The 19,173-nt window shown below is 65.4% G+C and carries 20 protein-coding genes; 12 read left to right on the top strand and 8 right to left on the bottom strand.

Features of this window, described 5'->3' with window-relative positions; all coding sequences use genetic code 11:
• Positions 1-22: 22 nt before the first annotated feature.
• The 4 genes from TX80_RS13730 to TX80_RS13715 form a co-directional block, all read right to left on the bottom strand.
• Complete coding sequence (locus TX80_RS13730) at positions 23-940, bottom strand: ABC transporter permease (protein WP_049923691.1); 918 nt, start codon at positions 938-940, stop codon at positions 23-25.
• Positions 937-2,007 carry an ABC transporter ATP-binding protein gene (locus tag TX80_RS13725; protein ID WP_081661606.1) on the bottom strand — a complete coding sequence of 357 codons (1,071 nt, stop codon included), beginning with the start codon at positions 2,005-2,007 and terminating at the stop codon, positions 937-939. Before TX80_RS13725 ends, TX80_RS13730 begins: the two co-directional genes overlap by 4 nt.
• Positions 2,008-2,283: 276 nt before the next feature.
• The gene (ppk1, locus tag TX80_RS13720) at positions 2,284-4,509 is read right to left on the bottom strand and encodes a polyphosphate kinase 1 (RefSeq protein ID WP_049923690.1); all 2,226 of its coding nucleotides are present in this window, start codon (positions 4,507-4,509) and stop codon (positions 2,284-2,286) included.
• Between the two features lie 17 nt (positions 4,510-4,526).
• The gene (locus tag TX80_RS13715) at positions 4,527-5,216 is read right to left on the bottom strand and encodes a metallophosphoesterase (RefSeq protein WP_049923689.1); all 690 of its coding nucleotides are present in this window, start codon (positions 5,214-5,216) and stop codon (positions 4,527-4,529) included.
• 149 nt (positions 5,217-5,365) lie between these two features.
• On the opposite strand from TX80_RS13715, the gene TX80_RS13710 reads away from it, so the two are divergent.
• Positions 5,366-6,031 (top strand): 2,5-diamino-6-(ribosylamino)-4(3H)-pyrimidinone 5'-phosphate reductase, encoded by a 666-nt coding sequence (locus TX80_RS13710; protein ID WP_049923688.1) that lies wholly within the window; start codon positions 5,366-5,368, stop codon positions 6,029-6,031.
• Positions 6,032-6,097: 66 nt separating this feature from the next.
• Here TX80_RS13710 and msrA read toward each other — a convergent pair whose 3' ends face one another.
• Complete coding sequence (gene msrA, locus TX80_RS13705; protein ID WP_049923687.1) at positions 6,098-6,637, bottom strand: peptide-methionine (S)-S-oxide reductase MsrA; 540 nt, start codon at positions 6,635-6,637, stop codon at positions 6,098-6,100.
• Positions 6,638-7,264: 627 nt separating this feature from the next.
• Between msrA and TX80_RS13700 the strand changes: the two genes are divergently transcribed.
• The 4 genes from TX80_RS13700 to TX80_RS13690 all read left to right on the top strand — a co-directional run bounded on the left by TX80_RS13700 (position 7,265) and on the right by TX80_RS13690 (position 10,250).
• Positions 7,265-8,350: a guanosine monophosphate reductase gene (locus TX80_RS13700; protein ID WP_049923686.1), complete on the top strand. Its 1,086-nt coding sequence runs from the start codon at positions 7,265-7,267 to the stop codon at positions 8,348-8,350.
• Between the two features lie 96 nt (positions 8,351-8,446).
• Positions 8,447-8,872: a CBS domain-containing protein gene (locus TX80_RS13695; RefSeq protein ID WP_049923684.1), complete on the top strand. Its 426-nt coding sequence runs from the start codon at positions 8,447-8,449 to the stop codon at positions 8,870-8,872.
• Positions 8,873-8,898: 26 nt separating this feature from the next.
• Positions 8,899-9,036: a hypothetical protein gene (locus TX80_RS19060; RefSeq protein WP_154658654.1), complete on the top strand. Its 138-nt coding sequence runs from the start codon at positions 8,899-8,901 to the stop codon at positions 9,034-9,036.
• A complete protein-coding gene (locus tag TX80_RS13690) occupies positions 9,033-10,250 on the top strand; it encodes an FAD-dependent oxidoreductase (RefSeq protein WP_049923683.1) in 1,218 nt (405 codons plus the stop codon). The genes TX80_RS19060 and TX80_RS13690 overlap by 4 nt, the downstream gene beginning before the upstream one ends.
• 45 nt (positions 10,251-10,295) lie before the next feature.
• Here TX80_RS13690 and TX80_RS13685 read toward each other — a convergent pair whose 3' ends face one another.
• Positions 10,296-10,667: a winged helix-turn-helix domain-containing protein gene (locus TX80_RS13685; protein ID WP_049923682.1), complete on the bottom strand. Its 372-nt coding sequence runs from the start codon at positions 10,665-10,667 to the stop codon at positions 10,296-10,298.
• A 276-nt stretch (positions 10,668-10,943) separates the two neighbouring features.
• Between TX80_RS13685 and TX80_RS13680 the strand changes: the two genes are divergently transcribed.
• On the top strand, positions 10,944-11,489 hold the full coding sequence (locus TX80_RS13680) for a chorismate--pyruvate lyase family protein (RefSeq protein ID WP_049923681.1): 546 nt from the start codon (positions 10,944-10,946) through the stop codon (positions 11,487-11,489).
• Here the strand turns inward: TX80_RS13680 and TX80_RS13675 are convergent.
• Positions 11,467-12,636, bottom strand: coding sequence for a GNAT family N-acetyltransferase (locus tag TX80_RS13675; RefSeq protein WP_049923680.1), 1,170 nt, complete (start codon positions 12,634-12,636; stop codon positions 11,467-11,469). The two genes, TX80_RS13680 and TX80_RS13675, sit on opposite strands and share 23 nt — an antisense overlap.
• 137 nt (positions 12,637-12,773) lie before the next feature.
• Between TX80_RS13675 and TX80_RS13670 the strand changes: the two genes are divergently transcribed.
• From TX80_RS13670 to TX80_RS13650, 5 genes are all read left to right on the top strand, one after another.
• Complete coding sequence (locus tag TX80_RS13670; RefSeq protein ID WP_049923679.1) at positions 12,774-14,108, top strand: phenylacetate--CoA ligase family protein; 1,335 nt, start codon at positions 12,774-12,776, stop codon at positions 14,106-14,108.
• Positions 14,101-14,364 (top strand): hypothetical protein, encoded by a 264-nt coding sequence (locus TX80_RS13665; protein WP_154658653.1) that lies wholly within the window; start codon positions 14,101-14,103, stop codon positions 14,362-14,364. The genes TX80_RS13670 and TX80_RS13665 overlap by 8 nt, the downstream gene beginning before the upstream one ends.
• Before the next feature lie 49 nt (positions 14,365-14,413).
• Entirely contained in the window at positions 14,414-15,103 is a 690-nt protein-coding gene (locus tag TX80_RS13660; protein WP_049923677.1) for a cob(I)yrinic acid a,c-diamide adenosyltransferase, read from the top strand.
• 94 nt (positions 15,104-15,197) lie between these two features.
• The gene (locus TX80_RS13655; protein ID WP_049923676.1) at positions 15,198-15,971 is read left to right on the top strand and encodes an ABC transporter ATP-binding protein; all 774 of its coding nucleotides are present in this window, start codon (positions 15,198-15,200) and stop codon (positions 15,969-15,971) included.
• Complete coding sequence (locus TX80_RS13650; protein ID WP_049923675.1) at positions 15,968-17,422, top strand: hypothetical protein; 1,455 nt, start codon at positions 15,968-15,970, stop codon at positions 17,420-17,422. The genes TX80_RS13655 and TX80_RS13650 overlap by 4 nt, the downstream gene beginning before the upstream one ends.
• A 201-nt stretch (positions 17,423-17,623) precedes the next feature.
• Here the strand turns inward: TX80_RS13650 and TX80_RS13645 are convergent, their stop codons facing one another.
• Entirely contained in the window at positions 17,624-17,872 is a 249-nt protein-coding gene (locus TX80_RS13645) for a DUF4242 domain-containing protein (RefSeq protein WP_154658652.1), read from the bottom strand.
• Between the two features lie 431 nt (positions 17,873-18,303).
• On the opposite strand from TX80_RS13645, the gene TX80_RS13635 reads away from it, so the two are divergent.
• On the top strand, positions 18,304-19,119 hold the full coding sequence (locus tag TX80_RS13635) for a CPBP family intramembrane glutamic endopeptidase (protein WP_195893083.1): 816 nt from the start codon (positions 18,304-18,306) through the stop codon (positions 19,117-19,119).
• The last annotated feature ends 54 nt before the right edge of the window (positions 19,120-19,173 follow it).

Here is a 19,173-nt window from a genome sequence, read left to right as displayed (position 1 = left end):
AAGTGAAAACGAGTAAGACGAGCTACTGAACTTCGGCTTTGGAAGCGCGGTTGAGCAAGCGGACGGCGATCCCACCGAGAACGACGTTGAAACCGATTAGAACGGTAACAGCAGGAATTACCGTATTCCAGAGACTCGAGAAGGTTGTGACGTCGGCCACCGTCAGCACATCTTGCCCGAGCATGAACGCGCGGATACCGTCAACGCCGTATGTGATCGGATTGATAACCGCGACCGACTGAATCCATCCCGGAAGGACCTCAAGCGGGACGAACGCGCTAGAGATGAACAACAGCGGGAACGTCAGAAGGGTGGCGATCATGGTCGTCGCCTCCTGATCGTGCGTGACGAGCGCGACGATATTCGAAAACGCCATGAACACGCCACCGAATATCACTGCGACCGCGATGATGCCAACGAATCCCAGCGGTCCCGTCCGGAGATAGCTTCCGACCGGCGCGCCCGACTGGAGGTACAGCATCACGTAGCCAAGCACGAGGATAATCGTGGTCTGGACGGCAATTCGGAACACTTCCGACAGGATTTTTCCGAGGAACATCGCGCCCCGGTTCATCGGAGAGACGAGGAGTTTCCCGAACATCCCGGAGTCCATGTCGTCGACCAATCCAATGCCGGAAACCGCGGCCGCAGCGAGCGCGGACTGAATCACGATGGCAGGGGTAAGGTAGGTGACGTAGTCGATGTCGCTCCCAACGGTCTGAGCGAGTGCGCCACCGACGATCGCACCGAGGACTTCGGCCATCAACACGAAGAAGATGACCGGCTGAATCAGCGACGAGAACGTCACGAAGGGATTCCGGGACGTCTTGACGAACCACCGCTTGGCACTAATCCGCGCATCCGTCACGAAACCGTTTCCCGAAGCGTTCTGCGCAGTCCCGATCCCTGAGACGTCGTCCCCATCGGTGATGTTGCTCATTCGACCACCCCCCGACCCGAGTCAAGAGCTCCCTGTTCGGTCGCTCCGTTTTCGTGAGCGGCCTCCGGGTGCTCTCCAGTGAGCGTGAGGAACACGTCGTCAAGCGTGGGCGACCGAACGTCCAGTCCGGTGACGGTGACGTCAGCCTCATACAGTGAGACGAAGAGTTCACTGACAGCCTCCCGAGCGTCTTCGGCCGTGATGGTGAACCCATCGTCCGTCGTTTCAAACGTCGCAGTCTCGAGAACGTCCGATTTTCGGACGACTTCTATTGCGCGTTCCGTCTCCTGTTCGGACGCGTCTTCCAGCGTCAGATCGAGAATGTCGCCGCCGACAGCCGATTTGAGGGCCTCCGGGGTGTCAGTCGCGATGATCGTGCCGTCCTGAATGAGGGCCACGCGGTCGCAGAGCCGGTCCGCTTCTTCGAGATACTGGGTTGTGAGAAACACGGTCGTCCCGTATTCGTTGAGCCGCTCGAAGTAGTTCCAGAGGCGCATTCTGGCTTCGGGGTCGAGACCGGTCGTCGGCTCATCGAGGAACACCAGCGGTGGTCGGTGTACGAGGGCAGTAGCAGCATCTAGTCGTTTTTTCATTCCACCGGAGTAGTTCTCGGCCCGCTTGTCGGCAACGTCCGTGAGGCCGACCAGATCGAGCAGCGTCTCTATCCGTTCGTCTCGTTCGGATGCCGGGACGCCGTACACGTTACAGGCAAATCGAATGTTCTCACGGGCGGTGAGTTCCTCATCGATGCTGGTCTCTTGAGCCATGTATCCGAGGGATTCAGCCACAGCCTGTGGCTTCGTTTCAACGGAATGTCCGTTGATTGTCACTGTGCCCTGATTCGGATGGAGCAGCGTTACGAGGGTCTTGATAGTAGTCGTCTTTCCAGCACCGTTCGGCCCCAGAAAGCCGAAAAATTCGCCGTTCCCAACAGTAAGGCTGACACCACGAACGGCTTCTGTACCGTCTTCGTAGGTAACGTGTATATCGGTTGCAGTGACCGCGGGTTGCTCTTCGTTTGGCTGGCATGAGCTATCGGCCTGTGATCGGATCCCTTGTGAGTCCATAGAGGTATAGCAAACAGAGGCGAGTTGATCGACTAAGCCTGTCTCTCATTCGTTCGGCAGTTTATATCCCCTGTCGAAAAACCGGTGATCCCACTCGGGTAGTGGTAGCGACGTTGAGGAAACGGGTGTTTCGATGCGTCGGGTTTGACCACTATGAAGGGTTCTGTGACACCCCCAGTTTCGATAGTGAACGGTCCGTACCGCTCCGGAACGGAGCGGAGTACGGCGGTCGAAGCGGAAACGACGGGATGACAGGACCGCGGGAACCGACGGTCGTCACTGCCACGCGTCCCGTCGGTCATCGGCCAGCGCGGAGCGCATGAACTCCTCGTGGGCGTCGGTCGCCGACCCGTCCCCCGCGGGCCGACAGCGTTCGTAGGCTCCGTCCGAGCGCATCACCCACCTGTTCCGGTCGTCGGCGAGCAGTGTCTCGAGGATCCACTCGAGCCGCCGGCGTAATCGCGGATCCTCGATCGGCACCACCGCCTCGACCCGGCTGTCGAGGTTGCGGGTCATCCAGTCGGCCGAGCCGATGTAGTACCGGTTCTCGCCCCCGGCACGGAAGTAAAAGATCCGCGAGTGCTCGAGGAAGCGACCGACGACGCTGTAGACGTCGATCGTCTCGCTGATCCCCTCGAGTCCGGGCCGGAGCCGACAGATGTCGCGGACGACGAGATCGATGTCGACGCCGGCCATCGACGCCTCGTAGAGTTCCCGGATGAGTGCCGGGTCCTCGAGCCGGTTCATCTTGGCGACGATGCGGGCTTTCTCGCCGTCGCGCGCCCGCTCGGCTTCGGCCCGGACGAGCTCGACGAACCGGTCGCGCATGTTCCCCGGGGCGATAAGTAGCCGCCGGTACTTCCGGTGTCTCGAGTGGCCCGTGAAGTAGTTGAACAGCTTCACGAGATCCTGCCCGACGTCTCGATCGGCCGTCAGCAGGCTCAAATCCTCGTATCGTTTCGCCGTCCCGGAGTGGTAGTTTCCGGTGCCGACGTGCGAGTAGAGCCGGACCCCGTCGTCCTCCTCCCGGACGACCAGCGACGTCTTGGTGTGGGCCTTGTAGCCGAGCGTTCCGTAGGCGACGTGGATCCCTTCCTCCTCGAGTTTCTTTACCCACTCGAGGTTGTTCCGCTCGTCGAAGCGAGCCTTGAGTTCGACCATGACGGCGACCTGCTTGCCGTTACGGGCGGCCTCGAGGAGACTCTCGATGACCTTCGAGTCGCTCGCCGTCCGATAGATCGCCGCTTTGATCGCGAGCACGTCCGGATCGGTCGCCGCCGCTTCGAGGAACCGCTGGACGGTCCCCTCGAAGGAGTGGTAGGGATGGTGGACGAGCACGTCCCGGTCGCGGATCACGTCGAACATCGTCCGGCCGGCCTCGAGGTCGGCGAGGCGCGGATGGGGCTGTGGCGTCCAGTCGGGGAGTTTCAGGTCCGGGCGGTCGAGATCGGTCAGCTCGGCGAAATCGCGGTACTCGAGCGGTCCGTCGAGGTGAAAAACCTCGCGGGCGTCGAGATCGAGTTCCCGGACGAGGATCTCGCGGACCGTCTCGGGCGCATCCCGTTCTATCTCGAGTCGGACGGCGGTCGCGAACCGCCGTTCCTCGATGACCTCCTCGGTCATCTCGACCAGGTCTTCGGCGACGGCCTCGTCGTGTCGTACTTCGGCGTTTCGCGTCACTCGGAAGAGGGCGGTATCGACCACGTCGACGTCCGGAAACAGCAAATCGAGGTTCGCCCTGACGACGTCTTCGAGGAGAACGTACCGCGTCTCGTCGCCCAGCGGAACGAACCGAAGCTGGTTTCGGGGGATCTTCACCCGCGAGAACGTCCGGTCGTCGCCGGGTCGTTCACGGGTCAGCACCGCAAGCGAGAGGCTCTGGTTCGAGATGAACGGAAACGGATGTGCCGGATCGAACGTCAGCGGGGTCAGCGTCGGCAGTACCGACCGTTCGAAGAACTCGCGAACCGTCCGGCGCTCGTCGGTCGAGAGATCCTCGTAGTCGACGATCCGAATCCCGTCGTCGGCCAGTGCCGGACGAAGCTCCTCGTGGAAACACTCGGCCTGGCGCTCGAGCAGTCGGCGGGCCTCTTCGAGCACGGCCGTCCACTGCTCGCGTGGCGTGTGGCCGTCCGGCGTCTCGTCGGTGACGCCGGCCGTCAGCTGCCGTTTCAGGCCGCCGACGCGCTTGCGGAAGAACTCGTCGAGGTTCGTCGTAACGATCGCGAGGAACTTCACGCGCTCGAGCAGCGGGTTCTCCTCGTTCAACGCCTCGTCGAGGACGCGACGCTGGAAGGCGAGTTCGCTGCGTTCGCGGTTCAGGTAGTATGCGGGAGCCGTGAGATCGACGCGCGACGGATCGGTTGCCGCGTCGACGGCCGACGTTTCATCGAGCATCGACCGGAACGTGACCGTCACGCCGTCGTCCGTTGTCGGTTCCCGTGTCCGTGCTTCCGTGTCCGTACCGCTGTCGTCGGTCTCGCTCGCGTCTCGCTCGGTCATCCGGATCTCCTCCGCGGTCAGCCGTCCAGCGTGACGATCTTCTCGGACGCTCGGTCGACGTGATCGGGGCCGGAAACGCGGACGAACTCCTTACGGCGGACGTCGTAGGCCGTGAGGTCGCCGCCGTAGACACACCCCGTATCGAGCCCGACCGCCCACTCCCGTTCGATCGGTTCCGCGAGAACGGTATGGCCGAAAAAGACCCGCGGCGGTCCCTCGTAGGTTTCGAACCAGAACGGGCCGTCGTAACCGTCCCCGTCCGGTGACCGCATCGTCAGTACGTCCTCGCGGGAGTGGGCCGACAGCGGCCGGCTCGGATCGACGCCGCCGTGGACGACGAGCCCGCCGTCCCACGAAATCGCCGTCGGAAGCGACTCGAGATACCGGTGATCGACCAGTCCAAGCGACGACAGCGACGCCTCGCCGTCGAGCAGCTTTCGCTCGTTGTTCCCGCGGACCGACACGAGCCGCGACGAGCGCCTCACGCGGTCGAGGACGGCCTTGCTCTCCGGTCCCTTACGCACCAGATCGCCGACGAACACGGCGAGATCGTTCGCCCCGAGATCGAGCGCCTCGAGCAACGCCTCGAGCGCCTCGAGACAGCCGTGAACGTCGCCGACTACGTAGACGTCGTCCAGACTCCCGATGTCGAGCGTCAGGTGATCGAACGATACCGCGCCGCCGGACGTGGGGTTCCCGGTCGTCACGTGTTATACGCACCGACAATCCGGCGAGTACGGATAAGGCGTTTATATGTTCAGTACGGAACACTATATAGGGTGACGTAGCGGGAGACTGCGGACGAACGCGGCCCGGAGCACGGGGATTTCTTTAGGGTCGGTCCCACAGCACCCGTATGCACGTCGTCGTCAACGCCGCCATGAGTGCGGACGGGAAACTCTCCTCGCGGCGTCGCGAACAGATCGCCATCAGCGGCGAGGCGGACTTCGAGCGCGTCGACCGACTGCGGGCCGACAGCGACGCCGTCGTCGTCGGCGTTGGGACCGTCCTTGCGGACGACCCCCATCTCACCGTCAAAGACGAGACGTTACGCGACCGACGGCTCGAGGACGGACGGTCCGAACAGCCCGCCCGCGTCGTCGTCGATTCGAACGCCCGGACGCCGACCGACGCCGCCGTTCTCGACGACGCGGCGACGACGTACCTCTGTCTGAGCGAGAGTGCCCCCGTCGACCAACGGATGCCCCTCGCAGACCGTGCCGAACTCGTCACGGCCGGGGCCGACCGCGTGGATCTCCTGCACGCGTTCGCGGCGTTACAAGAGCAGGGCCTCGAGCGGGTCATGGTCGAGGGCGGCGGCGAACTCATCTTCTCGCTGTTCGAGGCCGGACTGGTCGACGAACTCCGGGCCTTCGTCGGCCCGACCGTGATCGGCGGTCGCGACGCGCCGACGCTCGCCGACGGCGAGGGGTTCGTCGAGGGGTTCCCGGCGCTTTCGCTCGACGATGTCGAACGGCTCGATGACGGCGTCCTGTTGTGCTGGTCGGTCACCGACGGATAGCGATCGAGCGGGCTCTCACCGAACGGTGCGCCTCGCCCGCGGGCGGGGTGACACTCCGTCCTCGAGTCACGCTTCGTTGAGCTTCTGCTGGAACTTCTCGCGTACTTTCTCGATCTTGGGCTGGGCGTGCATCCGGCAGTAGGCGTCGTTGGGGTTTTTCTCGAAGTAATCCTGATGGTGGTCCTCGGCCGCGTAGAACGTCTCCAGCGGCTCGAGTTCGGTCACTACGTCGTCGTCGTACTCCTCGTCGAGGGCGTCGATGTAGGCCGCGGCCTGCCGTCGCTGGTCATCGTCGTGGTAGAGGACGATCGATCGGTACTGGGTCCCCACGTCCGGCCCCTGTCGGTTGAGCTGGGTTGGATCGTGGGTCGCGAAGAACACCTCGAGCAACTCGTCGTACGCGATGCTGTCGGGATCGTACGCGACCTGTACGACTTCGGCGTGGCCGGTGGAGCCGGAACAGACCTCCTCGTAGGTCGGGTTCTCGACGTGGCCGCCGGCGTACCCGGACGTGACCGATTCGACGCCCTCGAGTTCCTTCATCGCGGCTTCGGTACACCAGAAGCAGCCGCCACCGAACGTCGCATGCTGTACTGCGTCGGTCATCACCCGCCGGTTGGTCGCCGAGTCGTATGTATGTGACGCGGCGTCGCTCGAGTCCCGTTTACGGGCCGGACACGGAGTCGATCGCGGTCGATCGGTTGGGAGTGGTTGGGAGTGGGATGCGATGAGTTCTGACGACTCACCCGCGATCGTCCTCCGTGCCCGGCGTGCCGCCGGGGTTCGAGCGGACGGAGTGCAGCCGCGTCCGTCACTCTCGTCGGCGCAGCACAGCCGGCAGGCTGGCGACGTTCTCGGCCGGTCCGTGAATCACAGGAGTGCTCGACTCCGGCGTGCTCGCGTCGTGATCATACTCGGTACTGGTCGACGGGGATGGTGGGGCGGTCGGGCGTGGTTTTATCCCGCGGGAGTGGGACGTAATTATGCTTGCAGATCCCTCGGCGGGGATGTGGAAGCCACGTCTCGGGTGCACCACCACCCGGGGTCGTTTCGTACCCCCGTGGAGACGGGCCGTTCGTTCCGACCGACGACGGTAGTTGTCTTATAACTAACGAATACGTCGTGAAATTACGCTTGGCAAACCGAGTCTGGCGTTCGATTCAGCGGTCGTCGCCCCGTCCCGCGGGGAGTCGGTGCGTTTATTTTCGTCGGAGCCGTCTTACTGACGGGTCAATGAACGATATCAGGACGGGATTGAGCTACGGTGACGTACTGCTCGTCCCCCAGCGATCGCCCGTCGACAGTCGAAGCGACGTGGATCTCACGACGAACCTCACACCGACGATCGAACTCGAGACGCCGCTTGTCTCCGCGGCGATGGATACGGTCACGGAGGCGGAACTGGCCATCGCGCTCGCGGAGGCCGGTGGCATCGGGACGATCCATCGGTTTCTCACGGTCGACGAGCAGGCCGCGGAAGTCGCGACCGCCGCCGACGCGGGGGTTCAGGTCACCGCGGCCGTCGGCATCAACGAAGACTACGTCGAGCGGACGGCCGCGCTGCTGGAGGCCGGAGCGACTGCGATCGTCGTCGACGTCGCACACGGCCACCTCGAGCGGACGCTCGATGCCACGGCGACGCTTCGGTCCGAGTTCCCGGACGTCGATCTCGTCGTCGGCAACGTCGCCACGCCCGAGGGCGTCGAAGACCTCTCCGAGGCCGGCGCTGACTGCGTGAAAGTCGGGATCGGGCCGGGATCACACTGTACCACACGGAAGGTCGCCGGCGCGGGCGTCCCGCAGTTGACGGCCGTCGACGACTGCGCCGAGGTGGCTCGCGAACTCGGTGTCACCGTCGTCGCCGACGGCGGCATCCGGACCTCCGGGGACGCGGTAAAGGCGCTGATGGCCGGCGCGGATACGGTCATGATGGGGAGTCTCTTCGCCGGCACGGAAGAAGCGCCGGGCGAGATCGTCGAGGTCGACGGCGTTCGCTACAAACGCTCCCGCGGGATGGCGACGACCGCCGCCGCGGAAAAGCGTTCGGACAAGGAGGAAAACGTCCGCGCGGACGAAGGCGTCGAAGGGCTGACGCCGTACAAGGGTCCCGTCGCCGACGTCGCCGCGGAGTTCTGTGCCGGCATCAAATCCGGGCTCTCGTACTGCGGCGGCCACACGATTCCCGCGGCTCGCGAGCGCGCGGAGTTCATCCGCGTCGCCCCCAGCGCACAGGAGCGGGAAGGGGCACACACCGACAACGAGTGGGAGACGGTAAGCGTCGACAGCATGGACAACGCTGCGGTAAGCGCCGACGATTGAGTTTCGTGCCGCCCCGCCGTCGCTCGAGTTCGGCGTCCGGTAGTCACTTGAAAGCTCTAGCTTGATTAGCGGGCCTGTCGTCGTTGGATTCGAATCATGTCTGTCGGCGAACTCGGTCCCAAGGAGGTCGTTACGGCGAGTCCGGACGACGAACTGGAATCGATCACGGAACGACTCGAGTCCGAAAACGTCGGGGCGCTCGTCGTCACCGAGGACGAAGAACCGGTCGGCATCGTCACCGACCGGGACGCCGCGCTGGTAATCCACGAGCGCGACGACGTGGCGTCGGTTTCCGTCGACGAAATCATGACCGAGGACCCGGCGACGATCCACGAGGACGAGGATCCGATCGCCATCTCGCGGGCGATCAACGAACACCACGTCCGCCGGTTCCCGATCGTCGACGACGACGGGACCCTCACCGGAATCGCGACGCTCGACGACCTGATCGCGACGATCGGCGAGGAACTCGACAACGTCGTCGACACGATCGAAACCCAGTCCCCGGAGTACAGCCCCTGATCGTCCCACGGCACTCACGCTCCGAGATGGACGTCACCGGACTGCTGCGGTTCGAAAGCCGCGGCTCGAGCGGTCCCTCTCGAGACGACCGCGAGCGGCCGCTGACGGGAGCCGGCGCTCGAGCCGTCGGCGGTGCCCAGCCGATCGCCTGTGGAGGTCCATGAGCAGCCAACCGGATGCCCTCGTGATCGGCGGCGGCGCGACCGGTGCGGGGGTCGCGCGGGACCTCGCGTTGCGGGGCGTCGACGCGACGCTCGTCGACCGCGACGGGCTCTCGGCGGGGACGTCGGGGCGCTCCCACGGCCTGTTACACAGCGGTGCCCGGTACGCCGAATCGGACGCGGACGGCGCACGCGAGTGTCTCGAGGAAAACCGCACCCTCCGAGCGATCGCCGGCGAGTGCGTCCGGGAGACGCGCGGGCTCTTCGTGCAACTGTCCGGCGACGACCCGGCCTACTTCGACGAGAAATGCGTGGCCTGCGAATCGATCGGCATCCCGGTCGAGGTCGTCGACGGCGACGCCGCCGAAGCCGCGGTCCCCGGCCTCAGCGAGGCCGTCGAGCGTGCGATGTGGGTACCCGACGCGGTCGTTTCCCCCTCCAGACTGGTGGCGGCCACCGCCGCGGACGCCCGAGCGAACGGCGCGCGAGTCCGCCCGCACGCCCCGGTCGAGTCGATGACAGTCGCGGACGGACGGATCGAAGCCGTCGAACTCGGCGGCGACGCCGCCGAGACGATCGCGCCGACGTACGTCGTGAACGCGACGGGCCCGTACGCCGGACGGGTTGCCGCGCTCGCTGGCGTTTCGCTCGAGATGCGCCCGACTCGCGGCGTAATGGTTTCGGTGGCGTACGACGCTCTCGATCCGGTGCTCAACCGGTGTCGCGAGCCGGCCGACGGCGACATCGTCGTCCCGCACGACGACGAGGTGGTCCTCGGGACGACGAGCGTTCCGGTCGACGATCCCGAGGACTATCGGACGGCTGACTGGGAAATCGAGCGGACGATCGCGGAGTGTGCGACGATGCTCCCGGCGGTCGCCGACGCCGATCCCATCCGTACGTGGTGGGGTGTCAGACCGCTGTACGAACCCGACGAGGCCGCCCGCGGCGGGCGGGGGATCTCCCGCGGGTTCGTTCTGCTCGATCACGCTCCCGCCGTCGAGAACCTCGCGAGCATCGTCGGCGGGAAACTGACGACCTACCGGCGAATGGCCGAAGCAACGGCGGATCTCGTCTGTGATCGACTCGGCGTCGACGCGACCTGTTCTACGGCGGACGAGCGGTTGCCGAACGCTTCGGACCCGGCAGCACTCGACGCGTTGGTCCGCGAGTTCGACGGCACGGGGCCGGCGGACGCGGACATCATAGGGAACTGAGCGGTCTCGAAACGGAACCGGTAGTCGAGCGTGCCCGCGATCCGGTCAGCACTCCCGCTCGATGGCCGCCCAGAGGTCAAGTGATCGGTTCGCCGCACGATCGACGTCGACGCGAAACTCCTGTGTCTCGTCGAGACTGATCGCGATCCGGTCGAAATCGGCGATATATCGGGATTTTCGATGGCTACCCCGTCGGACCCCGCTGGTTTCGGTGACCAGCGACGCGTCGGTGAGACAGTCCAGTTTGCGGTACGTGGTGGAGAGCGGGAGGTCGGCTTCGTCGGCGATCTCGTCGACGGTCATCGGCTCCTCGAGTATCGAGACGATCTCCCGACAGCCGGTGTCGTCCAGGACGCCGACGATCTTCGCGAGATCGGGCGCAGGGGGCTCACCGGACGACGAGCACTCGAGTGACATATGGATGCGAACACATTAGGGACGGGGCCTAAAGACACGTTTGGTTGGCCGACCCCCGGTGTATCGAGTGCGGATTGGCTCCTGCAGGCGATTCGCCCCGCCGGCTTCCGATCGGGCGGAAACGTTCTCGTACGCCGTCATTTCGGTCCGCGTATCGCCGCCGGACGGACCGCTAACTCGCGGTGGTGCCGGGATTCAGACGGCGGACACGGGCCAGTGAAGCCGGGACATTACAAAGCGGACGCCGGTCGTCCCCTCGATCAGGCCGATCGTCAAATGAGCAACGACGGACACACGACGACCGCTGTCGACTCGGTCCGCTCGAGGGTGATCGCGCTCGAGCGGGAGTCCGGGCTCGCGCTGTCGCCGATCGAACGGCTGTTTCTCGCGACCGACGGCACCGTCACCGACATGCTCGAGTCGCTGACGAGACGCGAGGTTTCGATCGCGATCCTCGACCGAGAGGTGTCCGAGGATCGACTGTACCGGACGGTCGCCCTCGAATGTGAACCCGAACGAACCCCGCTCGTCTGGGCGCGCTCGACGGTCCAGCTGCCGCCGCTCGAGGACTCCATCGCCGAGGCGCTCGTCGCGGGCGACGTCGGGATCGGGGACGTGCTCCGCAACGAGTGTGCGGAGACGAGGCGGGAACTCGTCGAGCTAACCGCGCGGTCCGAGGGCGACGAGTTTCCGTCGTTCGTCGAAAGCGACGCGAAGAGTCTCTTAGAGCGGACCTACCGCATCCACGCGGCGGGGACACACGTCATGACGATCACGGAATACTTCCCGCGAGGACGGCTCAGCCCGTATCGTATTCGCTGAACGTGATCCGCCAGGCGTCGGGATCCGGCAGCCGTTTCCCGTCGACGAGCCACCGATCGCGGTCGTCCCCGTCCGAGAGCGTACAGACGCCGTGGACGGTCGGCGTTGCGGCCAGCGAAAGCGGGAGGGAGTGATCGCTCCGAAACCCGTACGCCGAGAGGATCGCCCTCGGAATCGGGGTCGACGGCGCGACGACGAGCGCCGCGTCGTCGCTCGCCTCGAGCACCGCCTCGAGAAGGGGGCCAAACGCCGCGGTTCGGGACCGGTCGGCCACGAGGGGGACGATGTCGGTGAGATGCGTCACGACCGCGCCGTTTTCGACCGTCGTTCCCGTCACGATCGCAGCGATCGGGGTTCCCTCGTAGCGCCCGACGTAGGTCGTGTACGTCCACTGCGGGTTCTCGAATCGCCACTCGTAGAACGTCTCGTCACGGACGACGTGGAACGCGTCGGGAACGGCCCGGCGATAGAGCGCCGCGAGCGTTTCGGCCGGGATCCCCGCGGTCCGCTCGACGTCGATGGCGAGCCGGTCGCTGGCGGCCGATCGCCGACGTGACGCGGCGGCGAGATACCCCCGGGCGAGCAGCCGTGCGCCGTCGGCCGCCAGCGACGCGGCGGGGCCGTCGAACCGATCGCCGAGCAACGCCCCCGGCCGCTGGAGCCGAAAGAACGTTTCCCGGCGTTCGACCGGCCGCCAGCCGTACTTCTCGAACGTCGCTTTGCTCAGCTCGTTCGGGAAGTCGAAGGCGATATCGAGGCCGTCGTCGTCGAACCGTTCGAGGCCCCTGCCGAGGATTTCGGTATACAGGCCCCGCCGCCGGTGTGCCGGCCGAACCGCGGCGTCACAGGGCTGGACGACGCGGGTCGACCGCGAGCCGGTGTGTAACTCGAGGACCCAGAAGCCGCCCGCGCCGACGACGGTCCCGTCGTGTTCGGCGACGTAGACGGGGACGTCCTCGACGTACGGGTTCGACTCGTACTTCCACTCGAACCACGCTTCGGACAGCCCCGACTCGAGCACCGCCCGATACAGCGCGAGCACCTCGTTTCGATCCCGGTCGCGATACTGCCGGATCGTATACTCGCGGCCGTCCCTGTCGACCGTTCGACGGGACGAACCGCGATGGCGGCGAAGCCGTTCGAACATATCGAGTCCTGCGATCGGGCGGCAATAGTAATAGGGTCGATACCCCGCGGTACGGCGTCGCTGAGTCCCCTACGAGGTCGATACGATCCGCAACCCTTCGACCATAACAAAACCCTCGCAGTACGTCGGCCGAGTCGATGGCCGGGATGTGGAACCCGTCGCTCGAGACGATGCCACGCGAGCGCCTCGAGCGACGGCAGCGACGCAAGTTCCGAGAACAGGCACAGTACGTCTACGAAAACGTTCCCCTATTCAGGGACAAACTCGACCGTGCCGGAATCGATCCCGAAGGCATCGAGACGTTCGACGACATCCGTGCGGTTCCGACGACGACGAAAGGCGAACTCAGACGGGCACAGGCGACGGAAGACGGGGACACGCCGTACGGGGACCTCCTCGCCGTGGACCCTGCAGAGGTCCGGGAGTATCACCGGACCTCCGGCACCACCGGCACCCCGCTGCGACAGGCGGAGTCGGGACGGGACTGGGAGTGGTGGAGCGACTGCTGGGCGACGGTTCTCTGGGCGCAGGGCGTTCGGCCGGACGACCGGGTTTTCGTTCCGTTTTCCTACGGCGCGTACGTCGCATTCTGGGCCGCACACTACGCCTGCGAGCGCATCGGTGCCGAGGTCGTTCCGGGCGGAAACCTCTCCTCGGCCGAGCGGGTCGAACGCATCGCCGATCTCGAAGCGACCGTGATCGTGACCACGCCGACGTACGCCCTGCGACTCGCCGAGGCCGCCGAACGTGAGGGGATCGATCCCGCGGCGACCAGCGTCGAACGGATCGTCTGTGCCGGCGAACCCGGCGCGAGCGTTCCGGGGACGAAAGCCGCACTCGAAACGCGGTGGGGTGCGTCGGTGTACGACCACGCCGGCGCGACCGAAACCGGCGCGTGGGGATACAGCTGCGACGGCGACTCCCTCGGACTCCACTTCAACGAAGCCCGCTTTCTCGTCGAAGTGGTCGACGACGACGGATCGCCGGTCGAACCGGGGGAGGAGGGGACGCTGGTCGTGACGCCGCTCGACCGGCACGCCCAGCCGTACCTCCGGTTCGAACAGCGGGATCGAGTCACACTCGAGGCCCCGGACGTGTGCGATTGTGGCCGGACCTTTCGAATCGCCGACGGCGGGATCCTCGGCCGTGATGACGAGTTCATCACGGTCAACGGCGTGTTGCTCTCGCCGACCGCCGTCGAAGACGTCGTCCGCCGAACCGATGCCGTCACCGACGAGTATCGGGTCGTCATCGACGACCACGACGAGAAGGAACTGGACGCCGTGACGCTGCTCGCCGAGGCGGCCCCGCAAAATCCGACCGATCCCGAATCGATCGAACGGACCCTTCGACGCCGGCTCAAACGGGCCTGTGGCCTCACGTTCCGGATCCGGCTGCGGGACGCCGGCGTCCTCGAGCGTCCCGAACGCAAGGCGAACCGAGTCCACGACCGGAGGTCGACCGATGGCTAAGAACGATCCCGAGCCAGCGATGACCGACACCCAGTACGACCACGAACCGCCGATGTCCGAAACCGACTCCGACCACGACCCAGCACGGCTCGCCGACCTCGTTGCCGATCTCGAGGCGGCGTCGACGGCCCTGATCGACCGCGGCGAAGCGAACGATATCCCGGCGATCGAGTACAACGCCCGACGGATCCGTGACGTCGTTCGGGTGCTCGAACAGCACGTTCCCCGCGAGGACCGCGACGACTGCGACGACTGAGGCCGTCGTGTTCACCAACTACATGTGCACCCGGGACGAGGGCTCGTCTATGAGCGACGATCACACGCCCGAGTCGACGCTCGAGAACACGCCCGGGCAGGGACGGACCCCCGAGCCGGAGCGGATCGAGCCGTCCGCGCCCGAGGAGTTCGGCCTCGTGCAGGTCTGGTGGGGCGACGGCAAGGGGAAGACGACGGCGACGCTCGGGATGGGAATGCGTGCGGCGGGTCACGGCTACCGGGTTCACGTCCTCCAGTTCATGAAGGGCGGGGCCTCGAGCGTCGAGGCGGTCCGCGGCGAGTACAACGCGATGGCGGCGCTGCCGGGGATCAGCTACGAGAACGTCGGCCACTACGGCTGGCACGGCATGGCAGACGGCAGCGACGAGACACAGCACGAAGCCGAGGCCCAAGCCGGCCTCGAGCGGGCCCGCGAGTTGCTCGCGGCGGCCGACGAGGCCGATCTCGAGGAGCCGATCGACCTCGACGCCCCGCCCGAAGACGGAATGCACATGCTCGTCCTCGACGAGGTGCTTTACGCGGCGGATCGGGGGCTGATCGACGAGGAGGATATCCTCGCGCTGCTCGATTCGAAGCCGGCCGCCCTCGAACTCGTATTGTCGGGCAGCCACGCCGAGCCGACGTATCTCGAGGATCGAGCGGACCTGATCACGAACGTTCGCAAGGAGAAACACCCGATCGACGACGGCCAGCGGGCGCGTCGCGGAACGGAGTTCTGACGGCCTCTGCGCCCGTTGCCGGCGCGTCTCGAGCGTGTCCGGTCGATCCTCCCGGCACAGTTATGTCCACGCCCTGAGAACCGCCGGGCGTTGGATGGGTGCGATTCACGTCGACGGACTGCGAAAGTCGTACGGAGCCGTTTGCGCGGTCGACGGCATGCGCTTTGTCGTCGATCGAGGGGAACTGTTCGGTTTTCTCGGCCCGAACGGTGCCGGGAAAACGACTACGATCCGGGCGCTTACGGGACAGGTGCTGCCGGACGAGGGCGAAATCCGCGTCCTCGGGAGCGATCCGACGACCGACCCGCTCGAGACGCGCCGGCAGGTCGGCATCCTGCCCGAGCAAGCCTCGCCGCCGAGTTTCCTCACACCGCGGGAGTACCTCGAGTTCGTCGGTCGCGTGCGTGATCTCGATCCCGCGTCGGTCGACGAACGGATCGACCGCTGGGCGGATCGGCTCGGCTTTACGAGCAAGCTCGAGACGCTGCATACGGACCTCTCGCGTGGCCAGCAACAGAAGGTGATGATCGCGCAGGCGTTCGTCCACGAACCCGACGTGGTGTTGATCGACGAGCCGCTGGCGAACCTCGACCCGCTCGTCCAAGAGCAAGTCAAGCGGTTCCTCCGCGAGTACGCGGCCGATGACAACGCCGTCTTCGTCTCCACGCACAACATCGACGTCGCCGAGGAGATCTGCACCCGGGTCGGGATCGTCGCCGACGGCCGCCTCGTCGCCGAGCGGTCGCTCGCGGACGGGACCGACGAACCGTTGCTCGAGGTGTTCCTCGAGCACGTCGAAGCGGCCGACGCCCGGGACCTGCCGTCGTCGGACCGCGGGGAGCGAACGCGGAACCGGCCCGACGCATGACTCGGACGACCGACTCCCGGAGCCGGGGACGGACGACGTGGCTCGTCTTCCGCACGTTGCTTCGCGAGGAGTGGCGACTCCACACCCAACTGTTCGGCGGCTGGCGGTTCGCGTGTTTCCCGCTCGTGATCGCCGGGCTCGCCGCGAGCGCGGCGGTCGCGCTCCTCGAGACCGGAACGACGCCGGGAACGATCGTACTCGGCCTGCACGCCCTCGCGCTCGGGTTCGGACTCTACAGCGGGACGGCCGGCTTCGCGGGCTCCGATATGCTCGAGAACGTGTTCGGGCAGCTTTCGATGGTCCTTTCGACGACGGCGACGCTGCCGCTGTCGCGTCGGCGACTGCTCGGCGTGTTTCTGCTGAAGGACGCGCTGTTTTACGGGATCGCGTTCGTGTTGCCGATGGCGGTCGCCGCCGCCTCGTTGCCCGGACCGGCCGCGACGCGGCCGCTTGCGATCGGAGTGCTCTGGCTCTCGCTGTGTCTCGTCTTCGCCGCCGGAATGGCGGTGACGGTCGCGCTGATCGCCGTTCGGACGCGAGGCGTGCCGACGTGGGCGATCTCGATCGCGGCCGTCCTCGTCGCCGCCGGCACGTGGACGACGGGTCGGCACGGACCGATGCGGGAGCCGCTCGTTCCGATGCACGCTCCGCCGTCCGTGGGAGTCGGGGTCGGACTCGGAACGGTCGTCGTCGCCGCGGTCTCGCTCGCGGTGTACGATCCGACGTACGGGCGTCCCTCCCGAACGGCGAGCGATCGGTTCGCCCGGCTCAGTACGGCCCTTCCGATCGACGACGGGGCGCTCGTGGCCAAGTCGCTGCTCGAACTGGGGCGGTCGTCCGGCGGCGTCTTGAAACCGTTCGTCTCGGCGGGGATCCTGCTGGCGCTCGTGGCCGCGCTCGTCGGCATCGTCCGCGAGATCACCGGGATCGAACCCGCGCCGGGGATCTTCTTCGGCGGCGTCCTTGGCCTCTCGGCGTTTACGACGTACAACTGGCTGACCCAGTTCGACTCCCTCGAGTCCTACCTCGTCTACCCGGTCTCGATCGAGGACGTCTTCCGGGCGAAGCGGACGGCGTTCGTCCTCGTCGGCGCGCCGACCGTCGCCGTCCCGTATCTCGCGGCCGTCGTCCGGTTCGAGGCGTCGCTCGTCGACGCCGCCGTCGGCGCGGTACTCCTCGCGGGGTACGGACTGTACTACTACGGGCTCACGGTCTACATCGCCGGCTTCGATCCGAACGAGTTCCTCTTCGACGCCGTCCGCTTTACGACCTTTACCGTCGGCGTCGCGGTCGCGCTCGTCCCCGCGCTGGTCGCCGGCTTCGTCGTCGTCCCGCCGACGGCGACGGTCGCTGTCGCACTCGCGCTCGCAGGAGCCGGGTTCGGTGTCGTCGGTCTCGTCCTCTCGGGTCGGGCGGGACCGCGATGGGCCGACCGGTACCGAGCAGGGTGAAACGCGCCGAGGTCCGGACGACTCGAGCAAACCCCCTCAGTCTATGCTGTGAAACCCTGTTGTCATCAGTAGCACGGTTCGTTTTCGGGGTCGGCGCGTCTCTCGCGGGAGCATAGTTCCGTACTCAGCCCGCTTGAACTGCCCTATATTTCGATGACGGCTCGTGCAGTCCAGTTGGGGGAGCGAAATGCGTAGTGACGATCACTCGCCTTCTCGTACTTCGTGGATTTCGTCCGCAGTGAGTCCGTGGGCTTCTTCGTGGACGTTTTCGCCCGCTTCTTTGCTCGGTCCTTCGAAGAGACAGAAGACGGTCCCCTCGTCTTCGTCTACCCAATACCGCTTGTATTCAACGTCGTGTTTGTCCTGGATTGCAACGTCTTTTTCGTGTGCCTCGACCACGTCTTCGACGCTCGCATCAACGTCCTTGTGTACGTCCATGTATAGTGGCATGGCAGGGAATAACACACGCCCAGTGATGATAACCGTTTTTCTTCCTTTCTGACCGGTGAGCTTCTTCCGACAAAACGTGCAATTCGCAGCTCCGGTTGCCGATTCGGGCATTTCAGTTTCGCGCCGGTTCTGAATATCGAAATCGTATTCCCAACTATGTATGAGCGGCTATTTCGGCGTTTGCCGGTCCGAACACGGAGTCGTTCTCCGCGACGAACGGAGCGAAACGCCATGGACCACGATTTCGCGCTGTGAATCCGTGGAGCGGCATCTATACGGATCTGCACTCATCTCCAGTTGTGGTCCCGATGATTCGAGGTCCCGCTGACCGGATACTGCGTGGTACTGTCGACGACCGATTGCGGGCCGCTTGGCGTATTCTGATCGCACTCCTGCTCACGTTCGGCGGTGCTCTCGTGGGGTCGGTAATCGTGCAACGACTGTCGGTTCCCGACCTGTTCGAGCCACTGCTCGGACATTTCTTCGCCGTCGTCGCAACGGTGGTCGCGCTCATCGTTCTGGCTCGATCCATCGACCGTCGTCACGTGTCGGAGTATGGGTTCCACGTCTCCCTCGAGTGGGTGGTCGATGCGATCGCCGGTGCCGTGCTCGGAGTCGTCCTCGTCGGGGTCGCGTTCGGACTGACGTACCGGCAAGGCGCGGTGGACGTTCTGGACACCATGTCCGCAGGAACCGCTCGCTCGTTCGCTTTCGGCATCGGGGTCAGCATCGTTGGCTGGCTCTTCGTCGGGTTTTGGGAAGAGACGTTGTTCCGGGGGCTCTTTCTCAGGAACGCTGCCGAGGGATTGGCGTCCCGAAAGCTGTCGGCGACGACCGCGTTGTTCGGCGCGTGGCTGAGTAGTTCGCTCGTATACGGAGTTCTTCACGGACCCTTCGGGACGAATCCCGACGGGGATGCGCTCGGATATGCACTCGTCATGACGACGGTCATGGGAGGATTGTTCGGTATCGCCTACCTCCTTTCGGGCGAGTTAGCGTTCCCGATCGGCCTCCACGCCGGTATCAACTTCGCCGAACGGAACCTCTTTTTCGGACGGCCCGAAGCGGATATCCCCGCCGTCTTGCGCGTAGAGCAGGTCGGTATCGGGTCACACGTACAGTTTCAGTCGATCGATCCCGCCGTTATCGTTCCGGTGTTCCTTTTCGGGTACGTAGTCGTCACGGGATGGTTCTCTCTCCGTCAGGGGGGTTTCTCCCCGAAACGACGAATCGCCCACTATCGGTAACGCGCCCGCTCTCGCCGAATCAGCACACGGTCTCGAGCGTCGAACCGACAGGAC

The organism is Halopiger djelfimassiliensis (assembly GCF_000455365.1).
GTDB classification, from domain to species: Archaea; Halobacteriota; Halobacteria; order Halobacteriales; family Natrialbaceae; genus Halopiger_B; species Halopiger_B djelfimassiliensis.
The sequence above is the reverse complement of the archived record's forward strand: the minus strand, read 5'-3'. Positions and strand labels throughout refer to the sequence as shown.